Below are 20,150 nucleotides of genomic sequence, written 5' to 3'. Positions count from 1 at the left end.
CAATAAAAAAGGACGCACTCGCGTCCTGAACCTTTCTGAAAAGGTATGAGGGGCCCCGCATGATGGGGATGGTCGAGGCCCCTCAAAATTCCGACAAACTGACGCGGACAAATAGGCGCCTTTATGTCAGAGCGATTGGAGAGCCTTGGTATTACAAAGATCCAACCAAATGTTCCCTGGCTAAAGCCACCACTCACGGAACACTCTCACTTTGCAACCAGCCCCCCAGATTGGAAAGTCATGATTTCCTTACCTAGGGTAAATTGACGCTCCTAAGCGTCAATTCTCGGACCTTAGACCTCCATAACGAACATCTGATTCTGTAGTGACGCCTTCAGAACGGCCTGAGCGGTGGTTTCCACCGACAACGCCTCGCGCGCCAATCGCAAATGTTTTTCGACCGTAGCCGATGTCAGCCCCATCAATAGGGCAATGTCCTGGGTGGTCTTGCCGTCACCGACCCATTGCAACGCTTCACGCTGGCGCTTGGTCAGCGCTCGGTTCGGCGCGTTATAGGGCAGGGTGAGGATTTTAAGATGCGCAACATTGTTCATCAGCAGGATATCGTCACCATGCTCATCCCACATCGCATCCACTTCGTCCTGGCTGGTCGCATTTCCGGCGGAAAGGGAAATCGCCCCCTTGGAACGCATCGAAACCGAGGTGAAACTGACCGTATATCCGAACGCAACGCCGTGCTTTCGATTGAATTCCAGAACGTCCAGTTCTTGCTGCGTTAATCCGCGGTTGGACACCAAATCCTGGGCGATATTCCAACTGGCGGCACCTTCGTTGCTTAGCGCCCATTTCAACATCGGAGCATGAAAATACAGGCCACCACGAAGGAATCCATCCAGATAGGACTTTCCATGATTGGTCAGAATCACGAAATCCTCTGGATCACCCAGCGATGTCTCGGTGCGGTATTGGGTGTAGCCATAGATCAGCCGATCAAACCCGTATTCGGCCATCTGACGGCAATGGGCGTCCCAAAGCTCTTCCAAAGTTTTGGTATAGCTGAGAAAGTGCAGGTATTCGCTCAGCTTCATGCAGTCGACCCGCCTTTCAGATGCGCCGCCAATCCGTCCAGAGCCATCACATAGCCTTGCGGGCCAAAGCCACAAATCTGGCCGATCGCCACCTTCGAGATATAGGACACGTGCCGGAATTCTTCGCGGGCATGGATGTTGGACAGGTGGACCTCGATCATTGGAAGTTCAACGGACGCAATCGCATCCATCAGGGCGATTGAGGTATGCGTATAAGCACCTGCATTCAGAACAATGCCGTCCTGATCCCCCTTGGCCGCGTGGATGGCATCAATCAGGGCACCTTCGTGGTTTGACTGAAAGCACGACACGTCCAGACCGATGGAAGATCCGTGGCTTACGCACAGATTCTCAACCATCTCCAGCGTGGTGCTTCCATAAACCTCGGGTTGTCGGGTGCCCAAAAGGTTCAGGTTCGGGCCATTCAAAATCAGAGCTTTGTGCATTATTTCACTGTTCCCATACCAGTTTCTTAAACGCGAACAGGTGGGAATGTCCACCGGCCAACGCGCGTATAGGGCGAGCGATTAAAGAAACCGTCAATCATGTTCAGCCCTTGCAGGCATTGTCACCACGATTTTACCAAGGGCAGAACGGTTGGCCAGATGAGTCAGAGCTTTGGAGGCAAGGTCGAACGGATACTTGGCGCTGATCCGCGGTTTTATACGAGCATCGACGTATAACTTGAACAAATCACTCACATTTTTTGAATGGCCTACAGGATCGCGCAGCACCGATGCGCCCCAAAAAACCCCTACAATTTGGCAGCTTTTCAGCAATGGCAGGTTCAGAGGTATTTTGGGAATGCCCGCCGGGAAACCGATCACAAGATATCGCCCGGCCCAGGCCATACTACGCAGCGCAGGTTCCGCATAATCTCCACCCACAGCATCATAAACGACATTTACACCTAACGGCCCTGCCAAATCTTTGATTCCCGATGAGAATTCTTTTTGTGCCTCTTTGTTCATCTCAAGGGAATAGATAAGCGTTTCATCCGCCCCCAAATCTCGGCAAAAATCCGCTTTGTCGGACGAGGAGACTGCGGCGATCACACGTGCGCCCATGGCCTTGCCCAACTCGATCGCAGCAGACCCGACCCCCCCGGCAGCGCCCAGCACCAACAGGGTTTCCCCGGGCTGCAGGGCAGCGCGGTCTTTCAACGCGTGATAAGACGTGCCGTAGGTAAAGACAAAGCAGGCCGCATCCTCGTATGGCATCGAGCCTGGGAATTTAATGGCGGTTGCAGCGGGGATTGTTAGATGTGTTGAAAACCCGCCATGCCCGGTCAGCGCCAGAACACGGTCTCCAACGTTGAACCCGGTCACACCTTCGCCAATGGCCAGAACGTCCCCGGCGATTTCACCGCCCGGCGCAAAGGGGCGGGGTGGCTTGATCTGATAGAGGTCCTGAATGATCAGTGTGTCGGGGAAATTAACGCCTGCGGCCCTAACCCCGATCAGCAATTCGCCTTTACCCGGTACCGGATCAGGCAGGCTGGTCAGCTCTAGTGTATCTGGCCCGCCCGGCGCGACGCTGAGTAAAGCTTGCATATTAATCCCGTTATCCCTGTTATTCGGATATGAGGAGCTTTGGCGCGGACCAATGAGTTGTCAAGAAATCAACCATTTCTCCAACGTGTCGACAACTACTGTACTGAGGAGCAGACCATGACCCCTGACACGCTATTCTCATTGCTAGGCAAAACCGCGCTTGTCACCGGCGGCGCAACAGGCATCGGGCGAATGGCGGCCGAGGCTTTGGTGCGGGCAGGGGCGCGTGTTCTGATCGCATCCCGCAAGGCAGACGCCTGCGAAGCCGTTGCGGCTGAGCTGAACGCTTTGGATGCGCCCGGTCATGCCGAAGGGTTCGGCGGTGATGTTGCAACCAAAGATGGAATCGCGGCGCTTGTATCCGAGGTTAACAAGCGAACAGATCGCCTTGATATCCTGATGAATAATGCAGGCGTAACCTGGGGTGCGCCGATGGGACAATTCCCACATGAGGCCTGGGATAAAGTTATGTCGGTCAATGTCGCGGGCTTGTTCGAGCTGACCCAAAAACTGTTGCCGATGCTGATGCAGTCTGGCTTAGTTGACGACCCGGCGCGAGTGGTCAATGTCGGTTCGGTCATGGGTGAGGTGCCGATGGGCGATGGGGCCTATAGCTACTCGGCTTCGAAAGCGGCAGTGCTGCACCTGACCAAGATCATGGCCAAGGAGTTTTCGCCCTACCACATCACGGTCAACGCGCTGGCACCGGGGCCGTTCGTCTCGAAGATGACTGCCTTTGCCACGGCCGATGAAGAGACACGCGAAAGGGTTGGTAACTCGGTTCCTTTGGGTCGGGTTGGGCGTGATGAGGATATTGCCGGCTGTATGCTATTCCTATGCGGTCGTGGCGGCAGCTATGTCACCGGTGCAGTGATCCCGGTGTCCGGTGGGATCAACGTCGAGACGGCCGGGAACATATTTGCCGAAGCTTTGTGAGGATTCAGGCGTAGATGGACAGTACGAGTTTGGATCTGACGGCTGTGGATGCGTACCTCAAGTCGCATCTTCCGGGCTTTTGTGGGCCGTTGCAGGCGAGAAAGTTTGCGATAGGACAATCCAACCCGACCTTTTTGCTGAAGACCCCCGATCAGTCTTATGTTCTGCGTCGCAAGCCTCCGGGTGCGTTATTGAAATCTGCCCATGCGGTGGATAGGGAATTCCGTGTTCAAAGCGCGTTGGCCAACAGTGCCGTACCGGTCCCGAAAATGTACCTGCTGTGCGAGGATGGCGATGTCATCGGGTCGGATTTTTATGTTATGGAGCATCTGGAAGGGCGCGTATTTCTAGAACCTACATTGAGCGGGGAAACCGATGCCACTCGCAGCGCCGTGCTGGATGAAATGAACCGTGTACTGGCCGCCCTCCACGAGGTGGATATCGATGCCGCCGGACTATCTGACTATGGCCCGCCCGGAAACTACTTTGAACGCCAGATTGCGCGCTGGATCAAACAGTATCGCGCCTCTGAGACCGCAAATATCCCCGAGATAGATGCGCTGATGACCGCCCTTGAAGGTTCGATACCCGCAGATGACGGCCAAAGAACGCTTGTGCATGGTGATTACCGTATCGACAATCTGATGTTTGAGAAAGACGGCACACAGTGCATCGGGGTTCTGGATTGGGAATTGTCGACGATCGGGCATCCGTATGCAGATTTGGCGGCAGTGATCATGCAGTGGCAGATGCCGCCGGGTGCCGAGGGCAGGGGTCTGGCAGGAATTGATCGGGCAAGTCTAGGCCTGCCCTCAGATCAGGCATTTATCGATCAGTATTGCCAGCGTCGTGGCCTTTCCGGGATCGACAATTTCGGGTTTTATCTGGCCTTCAACTTCTTTCGTATGGCCGCGATTTTGCAGGGGGTCTTCAAACGCGCGCAGGACGGGAATGCATCCGATCCGAAACGGGCGACGATCCTTGGGTCGTATGTTCCGATGTTCGCACGCCACGGGCTGGTCGCGATAGAAGGTTAAGGCGTCTTTGACAGCTCCAACCCAAGATTTCCAAGGCTATTTTTGCCAAAGAACATCTCGGACCCCGCAAACATGCTGGGAACGCCGAACACACCGCGTTTTACGGCAGCCTTGGTCTGGTCTTTCAATTGTTGCTTGATGTCGACGCTGGTCATCGCCTCGCGTATTTTACGCGCTGGCAGATCGTTCTCTTGCATGATTTCCGACAGAACACCCAGTTCATCGACCTTCTGACCATGCACCCAAATCGCATCGAAAACAGCGTTCATATATTTGTCTTCCCAGGGTTTTCCGGACGCAAACACAGCCCCACGCATGGCAAATTTGGTGTTAATCGGAAAATGAGGACTCATGTGAAAGCTCAGGCCCCGCGTGCGAGCAAATCGATGCAGATCATGAGTCAGATAGGCCGATTTCTGACGGTTTTCCGAAAAGGCCTGAAACGGGCTTTGGTTGTTGGTCACCTTGAAAACCGTCGACAGCAGGACCGGCACATTGTTCACCTGCACACCGTGTTCGCCTGCCAAGTCCGGCAAGGTCTTAAACGCCAAAAATGCGTTGGGACTGCAAAAATCATAAACGAAATCTATATGTTGCGCCATGTTGCTCCTCCGAGAATTTGAACACTGGAAATGAACCAACTCGTGACAAGCGAATCCGCTACGACCTTAGTGTAACAGGCTTGCAGTCCGTGTGGTCGATTTCCCTGTCAATTCAGCACGTAAGCCCGCAAGATCGCACCCATGTACCAAAGGGTTATTCATCAATGACAAACTTCGACACGAACCGCCTGAGCCGCATTGCCGACTGGATGCAGCGTTATGTCGAAGAGCGAAAATACGCGGGCAGTTCCCTGTTGGTGAAACACAAGGGCTCCGAGGTGTTTTTCAACGCCTGCGGCAAAAGAAGCGTTGAAGATGATCTGGATTTTCAGCGCGATACAGTTGTGCGCATTTATTCAATGACCAAACCGATCACCACTGTCGCTCTGATGATGCTGGCCGAGCGGGGTTTGTTTCACCTCGATGCGCAACTATCAGAATTTCTGCCAGAATTTTCCAAAATGCAGGCACTGATTCCGGGGGCCGCGCGGCTAGATCAAACCGAAGACGCACCTACGCCGACGCTGCATCAACTCCTGACGCATACAAGTGGGTTCAGCTATCCCTTCAACCCCGGAGTGCTGCCACAAGCGATGGATGAACAGGACCTTATGTTCAAACCAGATCAGGGTCTTTTGGCCGACCGCGTTTGCGACCTCGCTGCTCTGCCTCTGGCGTTCCAACCGGGGGCTCGCTGGGAATACTCCGTGGGCATCGACGTTATTGGCCGCGTGATCGAGGTTGTTTCGGGCCAAACCCTGGATCAGTTTTTCGCGACGGAAGTTCTTGAACCGCTTGAAATGAAGGACACCGGATTTTCAGTGCCAAAAGGGGCAGGGGATCGGTTTGCGTCGCTGTACACTCCGTTGGCCGGGGACGCGATGGCCTTGAATTCGGCACAAACCGGTGCCGAGACCCTGCGGCTGGTTGATCAGGCCAAAGGGTCTCCGTTCGAAAACGCTACGACGTTTTCGGGTGGCGGCGGCTTGGTTGGCACGATCGACGACTATTCACGGTTTGCGGAGATGTTGCGAAATCGCGGGCAGGGCGCGGGACACCGCATTTTAGGTCCCAAAACTGTGGACTACATGATGCGCAACCATTTGCCAGGCGACATCGCCGCGATGGGTCCGCAAAGTTTCGCAGAACAGCCAATGGAGGGTACCGGATTCGGCTTGGGCGGTGCTGTGGTGATAAACCCCGGTCGAACCCGTGTGCCAGGCTCATTGGGGGATTTTGGCTGGGGCGGAATGGCGTCGACATACTTTTGGATCGACCGGGTCAACGACCTGACCACAGTCTTCTTCACCCAGTTGTCACCCTCCAGTTCATACCCATCGCGGGCAGAGCTAAAGGCGCTTGTCCTCGGGGCATTGATTGAATGACGTTCTGACCGCTGATACCCAAGACTTAAAACACCCGGAGACCGCAACATGACCGAAGCAGAACGTATTCTTCTTGACCTTTTGGACATCGAAAGGCTTGAGGTCGACCTGTTTCGTGGCACCGGATCGGGTGGTGAAACACCAACCCGCATATTCGGTGGACAGGTAATTGCGCAGGCTCTGGCAGCGGCCTATCGAACCGTCGAAGATCGACTGTGCCATTCGCTGCATGCCTATTTCATCCGTGCCGGCGATCCGTCAATTCCTGTAATATATCAAGTCGATAGAGCACGAGATGGAGGCTCCATGACCACACGTCGCGTCGTTGCGATCCAGCATGGCAAGCAAATCCTCAACATGTCAGCCTCGTTTCATGTTCAGGACGAAGGATGGGATCACCAGCACGCCATGCCGCAGACCAAAGCACCCGAAGCTTATCCGGCCCGCGAGGAATTGCGCCAAAGATACGTGGACCAGGTTCCCGAAAAATTACGCGACGAACTGCTGCGAGAACGTCCAATCGAGGTGCGCGAAGTGGATCACCAAAATCTATTTTCCCCCGAAAAATCAGACGACCGAAACCAGATCTGGTTTCGCATGAAAGCTGCCGCCGGAACTGATCCGGTGACGCAACATCTGATTCTGGCTTATGCGTCTGACATGTACCTGATGACGTCCGGCCTGCGCCCGCATGGGCTTAGTTGGTTTGCCGGAGACGTCAACGGAGCAAGCCTGGATCACGCTTTGTGGTTCCACGCGCCGATACATTTCGAAAACTGGCATCTATACGCAATGGATTCTCCCTGGAGCGGGCAGGGGCGCAATTTCAATCGTGGGTCCATTTATGCCCAAGATGGCACACTGGTCGCTTCGGTGGCGCAGGAAGGTCTGATGCGCAAGGCGCGGCACAAACCTTAGGTGTCTTTGATAAACCGCTGATTTAGCTTTTGCATTCCGGACAGCCAGCGATCGTAGTCACCAGCTTTAAGTTGCATGTAATCCCGAACTTCGGGATGCGGCAGGACCAGAAATTGCTCGGACTGAATAGCTGAAAGACAGGCATCAGCCACTTCTTCAGGCTCTAACATGCCGTCTATTGCAGCGACCGAAGTTTCATGCCCGCGCGTCATTTCGGAGCGAACCGCCTGTGGGCATAGAACGGACACACGCAAACCTTTCTGGCCGTATGTAATTGACAGCCACTCGGCAAATCCGACTGCCGCATGCTTTGTGACGGCATACGGTGCAGCGCCGGGTTGATTTAGCAATCCAGCCGCAGACGCCGTGATCATGATATAACCACCGCCACGCGCAACCATACGCGGCACCATATGGCGCGCGGTCCAGACGTGGGACATGACATTGATCTTCCAGATGCGATCCCAATCCTGGTCATGAACATCCAGACCGCCAAGTGTCAGAATACCGGCATTGGCACAGAAAAGATCAATGGGTCCAATTTCGTTTTCAACAGTGTTGATCAGAGTTTTGATATCGTCTTCGCTCGACACATCGCATGCCAGTCCGTGACCTCCGATTTGTGAGGCCACGGATTTTGCGCCGCGCTGGTCGATATCTGAACAGACAACAGTGGCACCGTCTTTGGCGAACCGCTCAGCCAGACCTTTGCCAATACCCTGAGCGGCACCGGTGACAACCACAGTTTTTCCGCGCAGTTCCATTCAGCTTATTCAAACGACGGTTCAGTGAACCGTCGTAATCCATTGTTAAAATGGTGTAATTTGCATATCAGGCATATCATCTTTTTACCATAATACCAATTACACGCTAACCTTAATAGAATGCCTGCAACCCGGTTTGAGCCCGCCCCAGGATCAGCGCATGCACATCATGGGTCCCTTCATAGGTATTCACAGTCTCAAGATTGACCATGTGGCGAATGACATGGAACTCCAGCGAGATACCGTTACCGCCGTGCATATCCCGCGACATCCGCGCGATATCCAGCGCTTTGCCGCAGTTGTTGCGCTTGACGATCGAAATCATCTCGGGTGCGGCATTCGCTTCGTCCATCAGACGGCCAACGCGCAGGCTTGCCTGCAAGCCCAATGAGATTTCGGTCTGCATGTCTGCCAGCTTGCGTTGAAACAGCTGCGTCTGCGCCAGCGGACGATTGAATTGTTTTCGATCCAACCCGTATTCGCGCGCGGCGTGCCAGCAGTTTTCAGCCGCCCCCATTACGCCCCAGCTGATGCCATAGCGTGCACGATTCAAACAACCAAACGGACCTTTCAGCCCCTGTACATGCGGCAACAGCGCGTTTTCGTCGACCTCGACGCCGTTTAAAACGATTTCGCCGGTGATCGACGCCCGTAGGCTCAGCTTGTTCTGAATTTTCGGAGCGCTCAGTCCCTTAAGACCTTTGTCCAAGACAAAGCCACGGATCTTTCCGTCATGGGCGTCTGACTTGGCCCAAATCACAAACACATCCGCAATCGGAGAGTTCGAGATCCACATCTTGCTGCCGGTCAAACGGTATCCGCCGTCTATTTTCTCGGCCCGGGTTTTCATACCGGCCGGATCCGATCCTGCATCAGCCTCGGTCAGACCGAAACACCCGATCCATTCACCGCTGGCCAGTTTCGGCAGGTATTTCCGGCGCTGTTCTTCGCTGCCATAGGCATAAATTGGGTACATCACCAATGAGCTTTGCACCGACATCATCGAGCGATAGCCCGAATCTACACGCTCGACTTCGCGCGCGACCAGACCGTAGGACACGTACCCTGCCCCCAGTCCGCCGTATTCCTCGGGGATCGTGGTGCCCAGCAGGCCCATTTCACCCATTTCGCGGAAAATCTCGGGGTCGGTTTCTTCGTTCTGATAGGCCTTGGTCACCCTTGGTTGCAGCTTTTCCTGCGCATAAGCGTTGGCGCTGGCGGCGATCATACGTTCGTCTTCCGTCAGTTGATCGGACAAACGAAAAGGATCATCCCATGTGAATTTACCCATATCAGGCGCATCTTTGGCGCGCAGAGTTGGCTTGGTGTCAGGGGCGTTCATGGTGCTTCTCCGCTCAATCAGCTTCGCGGCAAACTAACCCGGCCTTTCAGCAAAAGACAGTAAGAGTTTGGCATCTGACTATGAGCAAAACTCATACCCCTGCCCCGATCTTCAACCCAGAGCGTAACCGGCGCCGCGAACGGTTCGAACCGGGTCCTTACCGCCATGCTGCGTCAGTGCTTTTCGCAACCGACCGATATGGACGTCTACGGTGCGCGTATCGACATAGATATCGCGGCCCCAAACCCGGTCAAGCAGTTGCTCGCGGCTCCAGACGCGGCCGGGTTTTTCCATGAATGTGCTCAGCAGGCGAAACTCGGTTGGGCCAAGCTTTAATGGTTTGCTGTTACGGCTCACCTTGTGCGTTTCCGCGTCCAGAATGATGTCGTCAAATTCAAGACGTATACCAACAGTTGCCGGGCGGACCCGGCGCAGTTGCGTGCGCACCCGCGCCATTAGTTCTACCACCGAATACGGTTTGACCACGTAATCATCTGCGCCGGTTTCCAGACCGCGCACCTTGTCGATCTCTTCCGTACGCGCCGACAGCATGATGATCGGAATTGCGCGTGTATCAGGGCGCATTTTAAGACGGCGACAGACCTCAATCCCGCTGAGATTCGGCATCATCCAATCCAATACGATGATGTCAGGCTGTTCCTCATCGACCAACAGCATGGCTTCGTCGCCATTGGCGGCCTTGGATACGCGGAACCCTTCAGCTTCGAGGTTATAGGCCAGCACTTCACGCTGGGCCGGTTCATCCTCGACCACCAGAACGGTTGGTTGATCAGCGGACATTCGTCTGAACTCCTAGGCGGATTGAGAGGTTATATCGGCTTTCGGGCGCGCCTCGGTCGGGCGCTCGCCGGTGACGAAATACACGACCTGTTCGGCAATCGCGGTGACGTGGTCACCCATACGCTCGATGTTCTTGGCGATGAAATGCAGGTGCATACAGGACGAGATATTGCGCGGATCCTCGGCCATGAAGGTCAGCAATTCGCGGAACAGACCGTTATACATCTGGTCGACCTCTTCATCGCGGTCGATCACCTCGGCGGCCAGTTCGGCATCACGCTGAATATATGCGTCCAGTGCGTCGCGCAGCATGCGTTCAACCTCGCGTGCCATACGACGCAAGGCAGCCGCGCTGCCGTTGATATCCCCCCCACTGGCCAGAACCGTGGTGCGCTTGGCGATGTTTTTGGAATAGTCGCCGATGCGTTCCAGGTTGGCAGATACCTTCAGAACTGACAGCACCAGACGTAAATCGCTGGCGGTCGGCGCACGCAGCGCGATCAGGCGGGCGGTTTCTTCGTTGATCAACTCTTCCAGAGCGTCGATGGCCTTGTCACCTTGACGAACTTGCTGAGCCAGTTCCTCGTCGCGTGTTTCAAGGGACCGGGCCGAGTTCATGATGGCGGCTTCGACCAGACCGCCCATCTTCATGATATGGGCCTGAATGGCTTCTAGGTCGCGGTCGAAGGCGGATGCAATATGTTGTTCGCTCATATCTGAATACCTGTGTTCAGCCGATCCGGCCGGTGATGTAGCTTTCCGTGCGGGGATCGACGGGATTGGTAAAGATTTGCCCGGTTTCCCCAAATTCCACCAGATTGCCCAGATGGAAGAATGCGGTCTTCTGGCTGACCCGCGCGGCCTGCTGCATCGAGTGTGTCACGATCACCACAGAATAGCGCGCGCGCAGGTCGTCGATCAGTTCTTCGACCTGTGCTGTTGCAATCGGGTCCAGGGCCGAGCATGGCTCATCCATCAGAAGAACCTCGGGCTCCGTCGCCACAGCGCGGGCGATGCACAGGCGCTGTTGCTGACCGCCGGACAGACCGGTGCCAGGGGCGTCCAGGCGGTCCTTGACCTCGTCCCAGATCGCACCGCGGCGCAGGGATTTTTCCACGATTTCATCCAGTTCCGCCTTGTTTTTCGCAAGACCGTGAATGCGCGGACCGTAGGCCACATTGTCATAGATCGACTTGGGGAACGGATTGGGTTTCTGAAACACCATGCCCACTTTTGCACGCAGTTGTACTGGGTCGACGCGCTTGTCATAGATATCCTCGCCATCCAGCAGGATATCGCCCTGCACCCGGCAAATGTCGATCGTGTCGTTCATCCGGTTCAAGCACCGCAGAAAAGTGGACTTGCCGCAGCCCGACGGCCCGATGAATGCCGTGACGGTTTTGTCCTCGATCTCAACATTCACGTCTTTGATGGCGTGCGTATCGCCGTAATGGACCTGAACGTTATTCGCGGCGATCTTGATGTTTTTGGAGTCCACGTTTCTCTCCACACTTGTCATCTGGTTCATCTTGGGCCCCTTTTACCAGCGGCGTTCAAAGCGGCGGCGCAGAAGTACCGCGATGGTGTTCATTGTCACAAGGAAGATCAACAGAATGATAATGCCCCCCCATGCGCGTTCATAAAAGGCCGGGTCGGCGCGCTTGGACCATTCATAGATCTGCGCCGGCATGGCCGAGTTTGGCGACAGGAAGCCAGCGACGATGCCATCCGGCGGGTTCGAGGCAATAAAGCCTACCATTCCGATCAGCAGCAGCGGTGCAGTTTCCCCCAGCGCCTGCGCCAGGCCGATGATCGTGCCAGTCAAGATGCCGGGCGCGGCCAGAGGCAGAACGTGATGGAACACCGCCTGCATTTTCGAGGCCCCTACCCCCAACGCTGCATCACGGATCGATGGCGGAACCGCCTTCAACGACGCGCGGGTCGATATGATAATTGTTGGTAAAGTCATCAGCGTCAGCACCAGACCACCCACCAGCGGAGCGGATGTCGGCAGGTGCATATAGTTGATGAACACGGCCAGACCCAGAATACCGAATACGATTGACGGAACGGCGGCCAGGTTCGAAATGTTGACCTCGATGATATCCGTCAATCGGTTCTGCGGCGCGAATTCCTCAAGGTAGATTGAGGCAGCGACGCCGATCGGCAGCGCCAGAGCCAGCACCACGAACATCATGAACAGCGAGCCCAGCATGGATACACCAATCCCCGCAGCCTCGGGCCGCTGATCAGATGCGTCCGAGCCAAAGATGAAATCAGGGTTGAAGGCTTTGTACAGCACGCCCGCATCCCGCAACTGGTCAACGAAATCAAGTTGTTCGACCGTGATGCTCTTATCGTTGGCAATCGACTCACGTGTGACGCGGCCCTTCAAATAGCCATCGACGCGGCTGTTGGTCAAAAAGCGGAAGCTGACCGTTTTGCCGATCTCATCTGGGTTGGCGATGACGTAATTGCGCAGCTCGGCTTGCGCTGCCTTGGACAGGATTTTACCCATTGCCTTGGGTTTCAGATCGGTCTGAATGCCCAGCTCTTGAACTTCGGCTTCCAGAGCCGATGCAATAAGGGGCGCGTAACCGAAGGTCGAAACCTTCTTGATGTCCTCAATATTGCGGTTGCCCTTCTTATCAAGCTTGTCGGCCTTTAGCTCGACATTCAGTTCAAGATAGGTCTGCTGGAAGGCCCCTGTCCCAGCGGTCACAATATTCGTGACCAACACGACCAGCATCAGCAACCCGATACCGATTGCGGCGACACCGTACATCTTGAACCGACTTTCAGCCGCATTGCGCCGCTTGGTGCGCGCGTCCTTTTCAAACAGCGAACCGCCCTTGGGTTTCGCCGCAGGAGCAGCGCCAGGTGTTTGGGAAATATCGGTCATTCGTACTGCTCCCGGTATTTGCGTACGATGTAGAGGGCAAAGATGTTCAGCCCCAGCGTAATGATGAACAGTGTCAGACCCAGTGCGAAGGCCACCAGAGTCTCGGGGCTGGCAAAGTCGGTGTCGCCGGTCAGCTGGCTGACGATCCGGGTTGTAATGGTGGTCATTGCCTCGAACGGGTTGCCCGAGAATTTGGCGATTGCACCGGCGGCCATCACCACGATCATCGTCTCACCAATGGCGCGGCTGGCGGCCAACAGGATCGCGCCCACGATCCCCGGCAGCGCGGCGGGCAGAACCACCTGACGCACGGTTTCAGATTTCGTCGCGCCCAGTCCAAGCGAGCCATCCCGGATCGACTGTGGCACCGCGTTGATGATGTCATCAGACAGCGATGAGACAAACGGGATCAGCATGATGCCCATCACCAAACCAGCGGTCAGAACGGCATTGGAACTTGCCATCCACCCCAGCCCCAACGCGCCGCCATTTCCGAACAGGGACACCAGCGCAGGCCCCACGGTCAGCAAGGCAAACAGGCCGTAAACGATAGTTGGAATACCCGCGAGGATTTCCAGCAAAGGTTTCGCGACCGACCGCGTCACGGTCGAGGCGTATTCTGACAGATACACAGCCGCAAACAGGCCAATCGGCACCGCCACCAACAGCGCAATCACCGAGATATAGAGCGTACCCCACAAAAGCGGCAGGATCGACAACTCACTCCCACCGCGGAAATTCGGGGCCCAGGTGCTGCCGAAGAAAAAGTCTTTCCACGAGTGTAGTTGGAAGAAGTTCAGCGTCTCGAAGAACATCGACAAGACGATGCCTACGGTGGTCAGAATAGCAATCGACGCAGCCAGTAGCAGCAAGGCCAGAACACCTTGCTCGACCACGTTGCGCGCGCGGAATTCCTTATTCGTGCGAACATAAGCAAAGGCCGCACCCAACAAGGCCAGCGCCAGCACTACGACCTGCATCGCCACAGACCCGCTGCTGGTCATGCTGCGGTATTTCTGAGCGGCCATCAAGATTGGCTGGGTGATATCTTGCGTCAGAACCTGGCCCGCGTCCTTCAGGGCCGCGGTCAGTGTATCAATATCCGCATTCGCGTTCTGCGCTTGTGCCTCGGTCATCGTGCCAGCGGCAACAGCACCGTTCAGGCCGTCAGCCACGCGGCGCACCTCGCTCATAACAAGGCCGCGATCCGACCCTTCGGCGATCGCGTTGTCAGGGATCAAACCGGATATTGCGTTGTCGATGATCATTGGCTGCACCAAAAGCCAGATGATCAGTACGCCCAAGGCCGGCACAAGCGCCGTAAAGGCAACATTGTAGCCGTAATAAGACGGCAACGAATGCAGTTCGCGGGCGTTACCCCCCGCGCTAGCCAGGGCTCGGGAACGGCCCGTGAAATATCCGATCACTGCCAGCGCAAGCAGGATTAGCAACAGCCAGGATAACGCCATGAGAACTCCGTGAGGATGGCAGTGAGTGGAGTCAAAAAGAACCGGGGCGTGAAGAAAACGCCCCGGTTCGGTTTTCGATATGGATTAGGAACCACCGCCCAGAACGGCTTCGTTTGCAACAGTTTCCTGAACCTTGCCCAGCTCCGGGTCAGAGACCAGGCCGTACTCGGCCAGCGGGCCATCGGGGCCTGCAATCTCATCCGCGACAAAGAACTCAGCATATTCTTTCAGGCCGGGAACCACGCCGATATGCGCTTTCTTCACGTAGAAGAACAGCGGGCGCGACACCGGGTATTCGCCCGATGCGATGGATTCGGTCGACGGAACAACGTCTGACATGGTCGCAACCTGCAGCTTGTCAGTGTTGTTTTCGTAGAACGCCAGACCAAAGACGCCGATGCCGTCCTTATTGCTATCGATGCGCGCCAGGGTCTCGGTATAGTCGCCGTCGATGTCGACCGAAACGCCGTCGGTGCGCAGAGCGATACAGGCTTTCTCAGCCGCCTTTTTGTCGTCGCCGTTGGCCGCTTTGTAGACGTCAAAGTCGCCCAGATGCTCACAACCGGCCAGGATCACCTTATCTTCGAACACTTCACGAGTGCCGTGCTTGGTGCCCGGGATGAAGGCTGCGATGGGTTGCGCCGGGAAATCCGGGTTCACGTCGGCCCAGGTTTTGTTCGGGTTGTCGACCAGCTCGCCGTCCACAACGATCTGCGCGGACAGGGCTTTGTACCAATCTTCCGGCGTGAACTCGAACGTGTTGCCGTTAATGTCCGAGGCGAACACGATGCCATCATAACCGATCTGCACTTCGATGATGTCGGTCACACCGTTTTCGGCACAGGCTTTGATCTCTTTTTCACGGATCGCGCGCGATGCGTTTGCCACGTCGATGGTGTTTTCGCCAACACCTTCGCAGAACCGCTTGAGGCCCGCAGACGAACCACCCGACTCGACTACTGGTGTCGGGAAGTCAAAGTTTTCACCGAAGGCTTCTGCAACGATCGAAGCATAGGGCAGCACGGTCGAAGAACCCGCAACCTGAACCTGGTCACGCGCAGCAGCAGCGGTGGCCGATACGGCAGCGATAGCAAGCGCCGAAGCCGACAGTTTTACAAAGGACATTCCAGTCTCCTTGATCATATCAGTTTGTGATCATCCCCATGATGATCTTGCGCCAACGTCTAAAAGTCGCGCGTAAGCCTTTTGTGACAGGTATGTAACAGCTTTATGACAGATCGCATGAAAACAGGCCGTTGGAACGCAAAGCTGCAATGCGCTTTTTACATGGCAGGCAGACCACGGCTGGCAAGCTTTTGCTATCGCGGCAATATTACGGTAAAGGTTGAACCCTTTCCAACTTCACTTTGCATCCGCAAACGCCCGCGATGGCGGTTGATTATGTGTTTTACAATCGCAAGGCCCAGCCCAGTTCCGCCCAGTTGTCGCGATCTGTGGCTGTCGGCGCGGTAGAATCGCTCGGTTAGGCGGGGCAGGTGTATCGCGTCAATGCCGGGCCCCTTGTCACTGACCAATACCCTGACAGCCGGGCCACGCATGACGGAATCGCGTTCGGATGATTCCACCCGAATGTCGACGCTGCCACCACTGCCACCGTATTTGATGGCGTTCTCGATCAGGTTGGTGAAGACCTGACGCAGCTGGTCGCCATCCCCGATCAGCGAGACAGGCCCTTCTGGCGCGTTCAAGCTCACCTTGACGTTGGCACTCTCGGCCAGCGGGCGCAGTGAGTTCAGCGTTGATTGCAACAGCCCCGTCAATTCAAGCTGATCTTTGGGCCGCACACGTTCTTCGCCTTCGACACGGTTCAGTGACAGCAGATCCCCCACCAATCGGTTCATACGATTGGCTTCGTCGGCCATGATCTCAAGAAACCGCGCGCGCGCGGTGGCGTCATCACGCGCCGAACCACGCAACGTTTCGATGAAGCCCATCAACGCTGTCAGCGGTGTGCGCAACTCATGACTGACATTCGCCACGAAATCCCGCCGCATCTGGCTGGCCTGCTCGACATGCGAGACATCTTGGAAAGTCGCCAGCATGGCACCGCCGGACACCGCCCCTACACCGTTCAGATAACGGCATTCGACCTCGAACGTGGTGTCCTGCGCTCCGTCATTGGACAGGTGGCGCGCCTTTGCCGGACCATTGGTATGCAGGCACTGTTCAATTGCGTCAATCACCCCAGGTTGCCGCAAAATCGTCGCGAAATGCCGACCGACGATATTCTGCGTCAGCAGGGTTTTGGCATCGTCATTGGCGGCAATGATCCGTTCGGTCTGGTCGACCATCAAAGCCGGCATCGGAATGGCCGAGACAAATTCGGCAAGCAGGTCGTCTGACATTCTTCAGACCCTTCCCGGCAAGTTAGGACACAGGCTTCATCTCGTCACGGAACCGGCGCATATTCTGTTGATAATGTAACGCGCTGAGGTTGATTTTCTGCGCCGCGGCTTCGTCCAGTTCCCGCACGACCTTGCCCGGCGTTCCCATGACCAGCGAGTTGTCGGGGATTTCCTTGCCTTCAGTGATCAAGGCCCCTGCCCCGATCAGACAATTCTTACCAATCTTTGCCCCGTTCAACACGATGGCTCCCATGCCGATCAGCGTGTTTTCCCCGATCGTACACCCATGCAGCATCACCTTGTGGCCGATGGTACAATTCTTACCGATGGTCAGAGGATAACCGGCGTCGATATGCATGATGCAATCTTCCTGCACATTGCTGCCTTCGCCCACGCGAATCTCTTCATGATCAGCGCGGATGGTGCAGCCGAACCAAACCGAGGCCCCTTCTTCCAGCACTACTTTGCCAATCAAGTTGGCATCGGGTGCAACCCAAGTATCGTCGTGGATCTGTGGTGCGTGTTCGCCCAAGGCATAGATGGTCATGACAAACCTTCAAATTCGTTCTGTAAGGTACGTACGTGGTCTTGCAGTCTTGGTTGTTGGATACGGCGCATACGCTCTGCGCTGACGATGGTTTTCAGCTTTTCCTCGGTTGTATCCAGGTCATCGTTGACCAGCACATAGTCGTAATAGCCCCAGTGGCTGATTTCATCCCAGCTTTTGAGCATCCGCTTGGCGATCACGTCCTCGCTGTCCTGCCCGCGGGTTTCCAGGCGGCGGCGCAATTCGGGGATCGAGGGTGGCAGGATGAAAATCGACAATGCGTGCTTACCCAGATCCGAATTGCGGATCTGAACCTCACCCTGCCAATCCACGTCAAAAAGAACATCGCGGCCCGCATTTATCGAGTCCTGCACCGGGCCTGCCGGAGAGCCATAGAAATTCCCAAACACGTGCGCATGTTCCAGCATCTGACCCTTGGCAACCTGCTGTCTGAATTCATCCTCTGACAGAAAGTAATATTCCCGTCCGTGTTCTTCGCCCGGACGAGGTGCGCGGGTTGTGGCCGACACCGAGAACTCCAGACCTTCATCCCAAGCCATAAGCCTGCGGGCCAAAGTGGATTTCCCCGCCCCGGAAGGCGAAGACAGGATGATAAGTAGGCCGCGGCGATCTGCCATGTCAGTTGTTCCCATCGTTATTCAACATTTTGCACCTGCTCGCGCATCTGATCTATTACCGCCTTCAGCTCAAGCCCAACCGAGGTCAGCTCGGCGCTTTGCGCCTTTGAACACAGCGTGTTGGCCTCACGATTAAACTCCTGCATCAGGAAATCCAGCTTGCGCCCCACGGCCCCATCCTGCGACAGCAGATCGCGTGCGGCGTTCACATGCGTTTTCAGGCGGTCAATTTCTTCGGTGATATCGGATTTGACCGCGATCAGCGCCAATTCCTGCGCGACCCGGTCCGGGTCAGCCCCTTGCGCATTGTCCAGCACACGGGCCAGATTTTCGCGCAATGCCTCGGCGGTCTTGTCCTTGCGTTGTTCTGCAAGCTCGGCCGCTTGCGCCGTTAAGTCGGCGACCTGAGCAAGCTGCCCGTCCAGAATGTCTGCCAGAGCCTTGCCTTCTGTCTGGCGCATGCCGACGAAAGCTGCCAACAGGTCGGCAAATTCGTTCGTCAAATCCTTGACCAGAGGCGCGGGGTCGTCCACTTCACTGCCAGCCTCCAACATTCCTCTCAGCCCTATCAGGTCCGCCGCGGTCGAAGGTGCCAGCGCGACGCCGCTTTCTGCCGCCATTTCCTGCGTACGGGCCAGCGCAGCAAGTGCCGCGCCCATGGCGTCTTCATTCAGAACCAGATCAGGGGCAGTTTCTTCGCGGCTTAACCGTAAGGACAAGGTGACATTTCCCCGGCTCAGTGATTTGGACAGCTGGCCGCGCAAGGCAGTTTCAAGCCCGGTCAGCCACTCGGGCATGCGCAACCGTATGTCCAGACCCTTGCCGTTCACGCTGCGCAGGTCCCACGTCCAGCTATGCGGTCCATACGCCCCTTTGCCTGCGGCGAATCCGGTCATGGATCTGATCATGTTGGCTGTCCTTGTCTGCTCGGTTGTCGCACCTAATGCCATCGGCGGGCGCAGGGCAAGAGTTTGCTGGTTTTCGGCCTTCGTCTAGAAGTTAACCATTCGTTAAAGAATTCCTCCAAAATTGACTCAACTCGTGTCAATTTGGCTTTGGTCAGGGATGATCGGACCTGAAGGGTCCCGATATCTGGAATTTTAGATAAATGACGGGCGATTGACACTAGGGTGATGTAAATGAAAACGTTTTTCGGTAACAGGTTCAGATCGAACTCTGGAAAGATCGTCGCAATGGATCGTTTTGACAGCGGGCGCAGCCTCTCGCCCATCCGACAGGTCGAGGCATACTGGACCGCGCTGTTAACCGGCGACGGTGTCCCCAAACGTGCGCAGATCGATCCGCGCGGGCTTGAGAACGTTCTGGAATACACTTTCATTCTGGAACGTATCGCGCCCGGTCTGGCCCGGTTTCGCCTGGCTGGAAGCCATCTAACACAGCTGGCAGGCATGGAAGTGCGCGGCATGCCGTTAACCGCGTTTTTCGAACCCAGCGCTCGTGGCCAGATATCGGACGTATTAGAGCAGGTCTTTGCCCAGCCGGCAATTGCCGAGCTTGGATTGGTCGCCGCCGGTAAACTGGGCCGCAGCCAGTTGCAGGCACGTATGATCCTGTTGCCCCTGAAAAGCGATCTTGGCGATGTCAGCCGCGTGTTGGGTGTCATGATGTCCGACGGTGCAATTGGCGCGACGCCTCGCCGTTTCTCAATCCCCGACACCAGAGTGCGGGCTGTTTCAGACGTTCAGGCACCGCAACAACCGGCGCAGCAAATCTCGGCCGGGTTTGCGGAAGAGCAAGCAGAATTCAAGAAACCCGGATCACATCTACGACTGGTTGCGTCACGGGACGACTGACAAAAAAGGCGGGCCAGTGCAGCCCGC

General features: G+C 55.9%; 21 protein-coding genes. 5 read left to right on the top strand and 16 right to left on the bottom strand.

Translation table 11 applies throughout. From position 1 onward, the window contains the following. Nucleotides 1–293: 293 nt before the first annotated feature. The 3 genes from ACR0LY_RS03285 to ACR0LY_RS03275 all read right to left on the bottom strand — a co-directional run bounded on the left by ACR0LY_RS03285 (nucleotide 294) and on the right by ACR0LY_RS03275 (nucleotide 2,602). The gene (locus tag ACR0LY_RS03285) at nucleotides 294–1,049 is read right to left on the bottom strand and encodes a helix-turn-helix transcriptional regulator (RefSeq protein ID WP_170348705.1); all 756 of its coding nucleotides are present in this window, start codon (nucleotides 1,047–1,049) and stop codon (nucleotides 294–296) included. Then, nucleotides 1,046–1,495 carry a type II 3-dehydroquinate dehydratase gene (gene aroQ, locus ACR0LY_RS03280; RefSeq protein WP_170348706.1) on the bottom strand — a complete coding sequence of 150 codons (450 nt, stop codon included), beginning with the start codon at nucleotides 1,493–1,495 and terminating at the stop codon, nucleotides 1,046–1,048. Before aroQ ends, ACR0LY_RS03285 begins: the two co-directional genes overlap by 4 nt. Nucleotides 1,496–1,588: 93 nt before the next feature. Next, entirely contained in the window at nucleotides 1,589–2,602 is a 1,014-nt protein-coding gene (locus tag ACR0LY_RS03275; RefSeq protein WP_170348707.1) for an NADPH:quinone oxidoreductase family protein, read from the bottom strand. Between the two features lie 117 nt (nucleotides 2,603–2,719). On the opposite strand from ACR0LY_RS03275, the gene ACR0LY_RS03270 reads away from it, so the two are divergent. Both ACR0LY_RS03270 and ACR0LY_RS03265 read left to right on the top strand, forming a co-directional pair. Continuing rightward, the gene (locus tag ACR0LY_RS03270) at nucleotides 2,720–3,538 is read left to right on the top strand and encodes an SDR family oxidoreductase (protein WP_170348708.1); all 819 of its coding nucleotides are present in this window, start codon (nucleotides 2,720–2,722) and stop codon (nucleotides 3,536–3,538) included. Nucleotides 3,539–3,552: 14 nt separating this feature from the next. Beyond that, the gene (locus tag ACR0LY_RS03265) at nucleotides 3,553–4,575 is read left to right on the top strand and encodes a phosphotransferase family protein (RefSeq protein WP_170348709.1); all 1,023 of its coding nucleotides are present in this window, start codon (nucleotides 3,553–3,555) and stop codon (nucleotides 4,573–4,575) included. Here ACR0LY_RS03265 and ACR0LY_RS03260 read toward each other — a convergent pair. Further along, complete coding sequence (locus ACR0LY_RS03260; protein WP_170348710.1) at nucleotides 4,572–5,177, bottom strand: 2-hydroxychromene-2-carboxylate isomerase; 606 nt, start codon at nucleotides 5,175–5,177, stop codon at nucleotides 4,572–4,574. The two genes, ACR0LY_RS03265 and ACR0LY_RS03260, sit on opposite strands and share 4 nt — an antisense overlap. Before the next feature lie 164 nt (nucleotides 5,178–5,341). On the opposite strand from ACR0LY_RS03260, the gene ACR0LY_RS03255 reads away from it, so the two are divergent. Both ACR0LY_RS03255 and ACR0LY_RS03250 read left to right on the top strand, forming a co-directional pair. Then, complete coding sequence (locus ACR0LY_RS03255; protein ID WP_170348711.1) at nucleotides 5,342–6,562, top strand: serine hydrolase domain-containing protein; 1,221 nt, start codon at nucleotides 5,342–5,344, stop codon at nucleotides 6,560–6,562. 48 nt (nucleotides 6,563–6,610) lie between these two features. Beyond that, nucleotides 6,611–7,480 (top strand): acyl-CoA thioesterase, encoded by an 870-nt coding sequence (locus tag ACR0LY_RS03250; RefSeq protein WP_170348712.1) that lies wholly within the window; start codon nucleotides 6,611–6,613, stop codon nucleotides 7,478–7,480. Here ACR0LY_RS03250 and ACR0LY_RS03245 read toward each other — a convergent pair. The 12 genes from ACR0LY_RS03245 to ACR0LY_RS03190 form a co-directional block, all read right to left on the bottom strand. Further along, a complete protein-coding gene (locus ACR0LY_RS03245; protein ID WP_170348713.1) occupies nucleotides 7,477–8,244 on the bottom strand; it encodes an SDR family oxidoreductase in 768 nt (255 codons plus the stop codon). The genes ACR0LY_RS03250 and ACR0LY_RS03245 overlap by 4 nt on opposite strands. A gap of 112 nt (nucleotides 8,245–8,356) precedes the next feature. Then, on the bottom strand, nucleotides 8,357–9,586 hold the full coding sequence (locus ACR0LY_RS03240; RefSeq protein WP_170348714.1) for an acyl-CoA dehydrogenase: 1,230 nt from the start codon (nucleotides 9,584–9,586) through the stop codon (nucleotides 8,357–8,359). Nucleotides 9,587–9,697: 111 nt separating this feature from the next. Then, complete coding sequence (phoB, locus tag ACR0LY_RS03235) at nucleotides 9,698–10,387, bottom strand: phosphate regulon transcriptional regulator PhoB (protein ID WP_170348715.1); 690 nt, start codon at nucleotides 10,385–10,387, stop codon at nucleotides 9,698–9,700. A 12-nt stretch (nucleotides 10,388–10,399) separates the two neighbouring features. Next, nucleotides 10,400–11,101, bottom strand: a complete 702-nt coding sequence (gene phoU, locus ACR0LY_RS03230; protein WP_058281268.1) for a phosphate signaling complex protein PhoU — start codon at nucleotides 11,099–11,101, stop codon at nucleotides 10,400–10,402. Nucleotides 11,102–11,117: 16 nt separating this feature from the next. After that, complete coding sequence (gene pstB, locus ACR0LY_RS03225; RefSeq protein ID WP_170348716.1) at nucleotides 11,118–11,915, bottom strand: phosphate ABC transporter ATP-binding protein PstB; 798 nt, start codon at nucleotides 11,913–11,915, stop codon at nucleotides 11,118–11,120. Nucleotides 11,916–11,927: 12 nt separating this feature from the next. Continuing rightward, nucleotides 11,928–13,289 carry a phosphate ABC transporter permease PstA gene (gene pstA, locus ACR0LY_RS03220; protein ID WP_170348717.1) on the bottom strand — a complete coding sequence of 454 codons (1,362 nt, stop codon included), beginning with the start codon at nucleotides 13,287–13,289 and terminating at the stop codon, nucleotides 11,928–11,930. Further along, a complete protein-coding gene (pstC, locus tag ACR0LY_RS03215) occupies nucleotides 13,286–14,758 on the bottom strand; it encodes a phosphate ABC transporter permease subunit PstC (RefSeq protein ID WP_170348718.1) in 1,473 nt (490 codons plus the stop codon). The genes pstA and pstC overlap by 4 nt, the downstream gene beginning before the upstream one ends. A gap of 84 nt (nucleotides 14,759–14,842) precedes the next feature. Continuing rightward, complete coding sequence (locus ACR0LY_RS03210; RefSeq protein ID WP_170348719.1) at nucleotides 14,843–15,883, bottom strand: substrate-binding domain-containing protein; 1,041 nt, start codon at nucleotides 15,881–15,883, stop codon at nucleotides 14,843–14,845. A 194-nt stretch (nucleotides 15,884–16,077) separates the two neighbouring features. Next, complete coding sequence (locus tag ACR0LY_RS03205) at nucleotides 16,078–17,124, bottom strand: sensor histidine kinase (protein ID WP_170348720.1); 1,047 nt, start codon at nucleotides 17,122–17,124, stop codon at nucleotides 16,078–16,080. A gap of 22 nt (nucleotides 17,125–17,146) precedes the next feature. After that, nucleotides 17,147–17,671 (bottom strand): gamma carbonic anhydrase family protein, encoded by a 525-nt coding sequence (locus tag ACR0LY_RS03200; RefSeq protein WP_170348721.1) that lies wholly within the window; start codon nucleotides 17,669–17,671, stop codon nucleotides 17,147–17,149. Then, nucleotides 17,668–18,309, bottom strand: coding sequence for a guanylate kinase (gene gmk, locus ACR0LY_RS03195; RefSeq protein WP_170348722.1), 642 nt, complete (start codon nucleotides 18,307–18,309; stop codon nucleotides 17,668–17,670). Before gmk ends, ACR0LY_RS03200 begins: the two co-directional genes overlap by 4 nt. 17 nt (nucleotides 18,310–18,326) lie before the next feature. Next, complete coding sequence (locus tag ACR0LY_RS03190; protein ID WP_170348723.1) at nucleotides 18,327–19,217, bottom strand: YicC/YloC family endoribonuclease; 891 nt, start codon at nucleotides 19,215–19,217, stop codon at nucleotides 18,327–18,329. A gap of 285 nt (nucleotides 19,218–19,502) precedes the next feature. On the opposite strand from ACR0LY_RS03190, the gene ACR0LY_RS03185 reads away from it, so the two are divergent. After that, complete coding sequence (locus ACR0LY_RS03185) at nucleotides 19,503–20,123, top strand: PAS domain-containing protein (RefSeq protein WP_170348724.1); 621 nt, start codon at nucleotides 19,503–19,505, stop codon at nucleotides 20,121–20,123. The last annotated feature ends 27 nt before the right edge of the window (nucleotides 20,124–20,150 follow it).

The sequence above is a fragment of the Ruegeria sp. BC5 genome (assembly GCF_056539205.1).
The sequence above is the reverse complement of the archived record's forward strand: the minus strand, read 5'-3'. Positions and strand labels throughout refer to the sequence as shown.

What these genes read in the sequence shown, in the direction of transcription:
- ACR0LY_RS03210 (WP_170348719.1), bottom strand. Translation starts at nt 15,883, where the DNA reads ATGTCCTTTGTAAAACTGTCGGCTTCGGCGCTTGCTATCGCTGCCGTA.
- ACR0LY_RS03185 (WP_170348724.1), top strand. Translation starts at nt 19,503, where the DNA reads ATGGATCGTTTTGACAGCGGGCGCAGCCTCTCGCCCATCCGACAGGTC.
- ACR0LY_RS03255 (WP_170348711.1), top strand. Translation starts at nt 5,342, where the DNA reads ATGACAAACTTCGACACGAACCGCCTGAGCCGCATTGCCGACTGGATG.
- ACR0LY_RS03265 (WP_170348709.1), top strand. Translation starts at nt 3,553, where the DNA reads ATGGACAGTACGAGTTTGGATCTGACGGCTGTGGATGCGTACCTCAAG.
- ACR0LY_RS03270 (WP_170348708.1), top strand. Translation starts at nt 2,720, where the DNA reads ATGACCCCTGACACGCTATTCTCATTGCTAGGCAAAACCGCGCTTGTC.
- ACR0LY_RS03260 (WP_170348710.1), bottom strand. Translation starts at nt 5,177, where the DNA reads ATGGCGCAACATATAGATTTCGTTTATGATTTTTGCAGTCCCAACGCA.
- gmk (WP_170348722.1), bottom strand. Translation starts at nt 18,309, where the DNA reads ATGGCAGATCGCCGCGGCCTACTTATCATCCTGTCTTCGCCTTCCGGG.
- ACR0LY_RS03205 (WP_170348720.1), bottom strand. Translation starts at nt 17,124, where the DNA reads ATGTCAGACGACCTGCTTGCCGAATTTGTCTCGGCCATTCCGATGCCG.
- ACR0LY_RS03250 (WP_170348712.1), top strand. Translation starts at nt 6,611, where the DNA reads ATGACCGAAGCAGAACGTATTCTTCTTGACCTTTTGGACATCGAAAGG.
- aroQ (WP_170348706.1), bottom strand. Translation starts at nt 1,495, where the DNA reads ATGCACAAAGCTCTGATTTTGAATGGCCCGAACCTGAACCTTTTGGGC.
- ACR0LY_RS03275 (WP_170348707.1), bottom strand. Translation starts at nt 2,602, where the DNA reads ATGCAAGCTTTACTCAGCGTCGCGCCGGGCGGGCCAGATACACTAGAG.
- pstC (WP_170348718.1), bottom strand. Translation starts at nt 14,758, where the DNA reads ATGGCGTTATCCTGGCTGTTGCTAATCCTGCTTGCGCTGGCAGTGATC.
- phoU (WP_058281268.1), bottom strand. Translation starts at nt 11,101, where the DNA reads ATGAGCGAACAACATATTGCATCCGCCTTCGACCGCGACCTAGAAGCC.
- ACR0LY_RS03245 (WP_170348713.1), bottom strand. Translation starts at nt 8,244, where the DNA reads ATGGAACTGCGCGGAAAAACTGTGGTTGTCACCGGTGCCGCTCAGGGT.
- ACR0LY_RS03190 (WP_170348723.1), bottom strand. Translation starts at nt 19,217, where the DNA reads ATGATCAGATCCATGACCGGATTCGCCGCAGGCAAAGGGGCGTATGGA.
- phoB (WP_170348715.1), bottom strand. Translation starts at nt 10,387, where the DNA reads ATGTCCGCTGATCAACCAACCGTTCTGGTGGTCGAGGATGAACCGGCC.
- ACR0LY_RS03200 (WP_170348721.1), bottom strand. Translation starts at nt 17,671, where the DNA reads ATGACCATCTATGCCTTGGGCGAACACGCACCACAGATCCACGACGAT.
- pstA (WP_170348717.1), bottom strand. Translation starts at nt 13,289, where the DNA reads ATGACCGATATTTCCCAAACACCTGGCGCTGCTCCTGCGGCGAAACCC.
- ACR0LY_RS03285 (WP_170348705.1), bottom strand. Translation starts at nt 1,049, where the DNA reads ATGAAGCTGAGCGAATACCTGCACTTTCTCAGCTATACCAAAACTTTG.
- pstB (WP_170348716.1), bottom strand. Translation starts at nt 11,915, where the DNA reads ATGAACCAGATGACAAGTGTGGAGAGAAACGTGGACTCCAAAAACATC.
- ACR0LY_RS03240 (WP_170348714.1), bottom strand. Translation starts at nt 9,586, where the DNA reads ATGAACGCCCCTGACACCAAGCCAACTCTGCGCGCCAAAGATGCGCCT.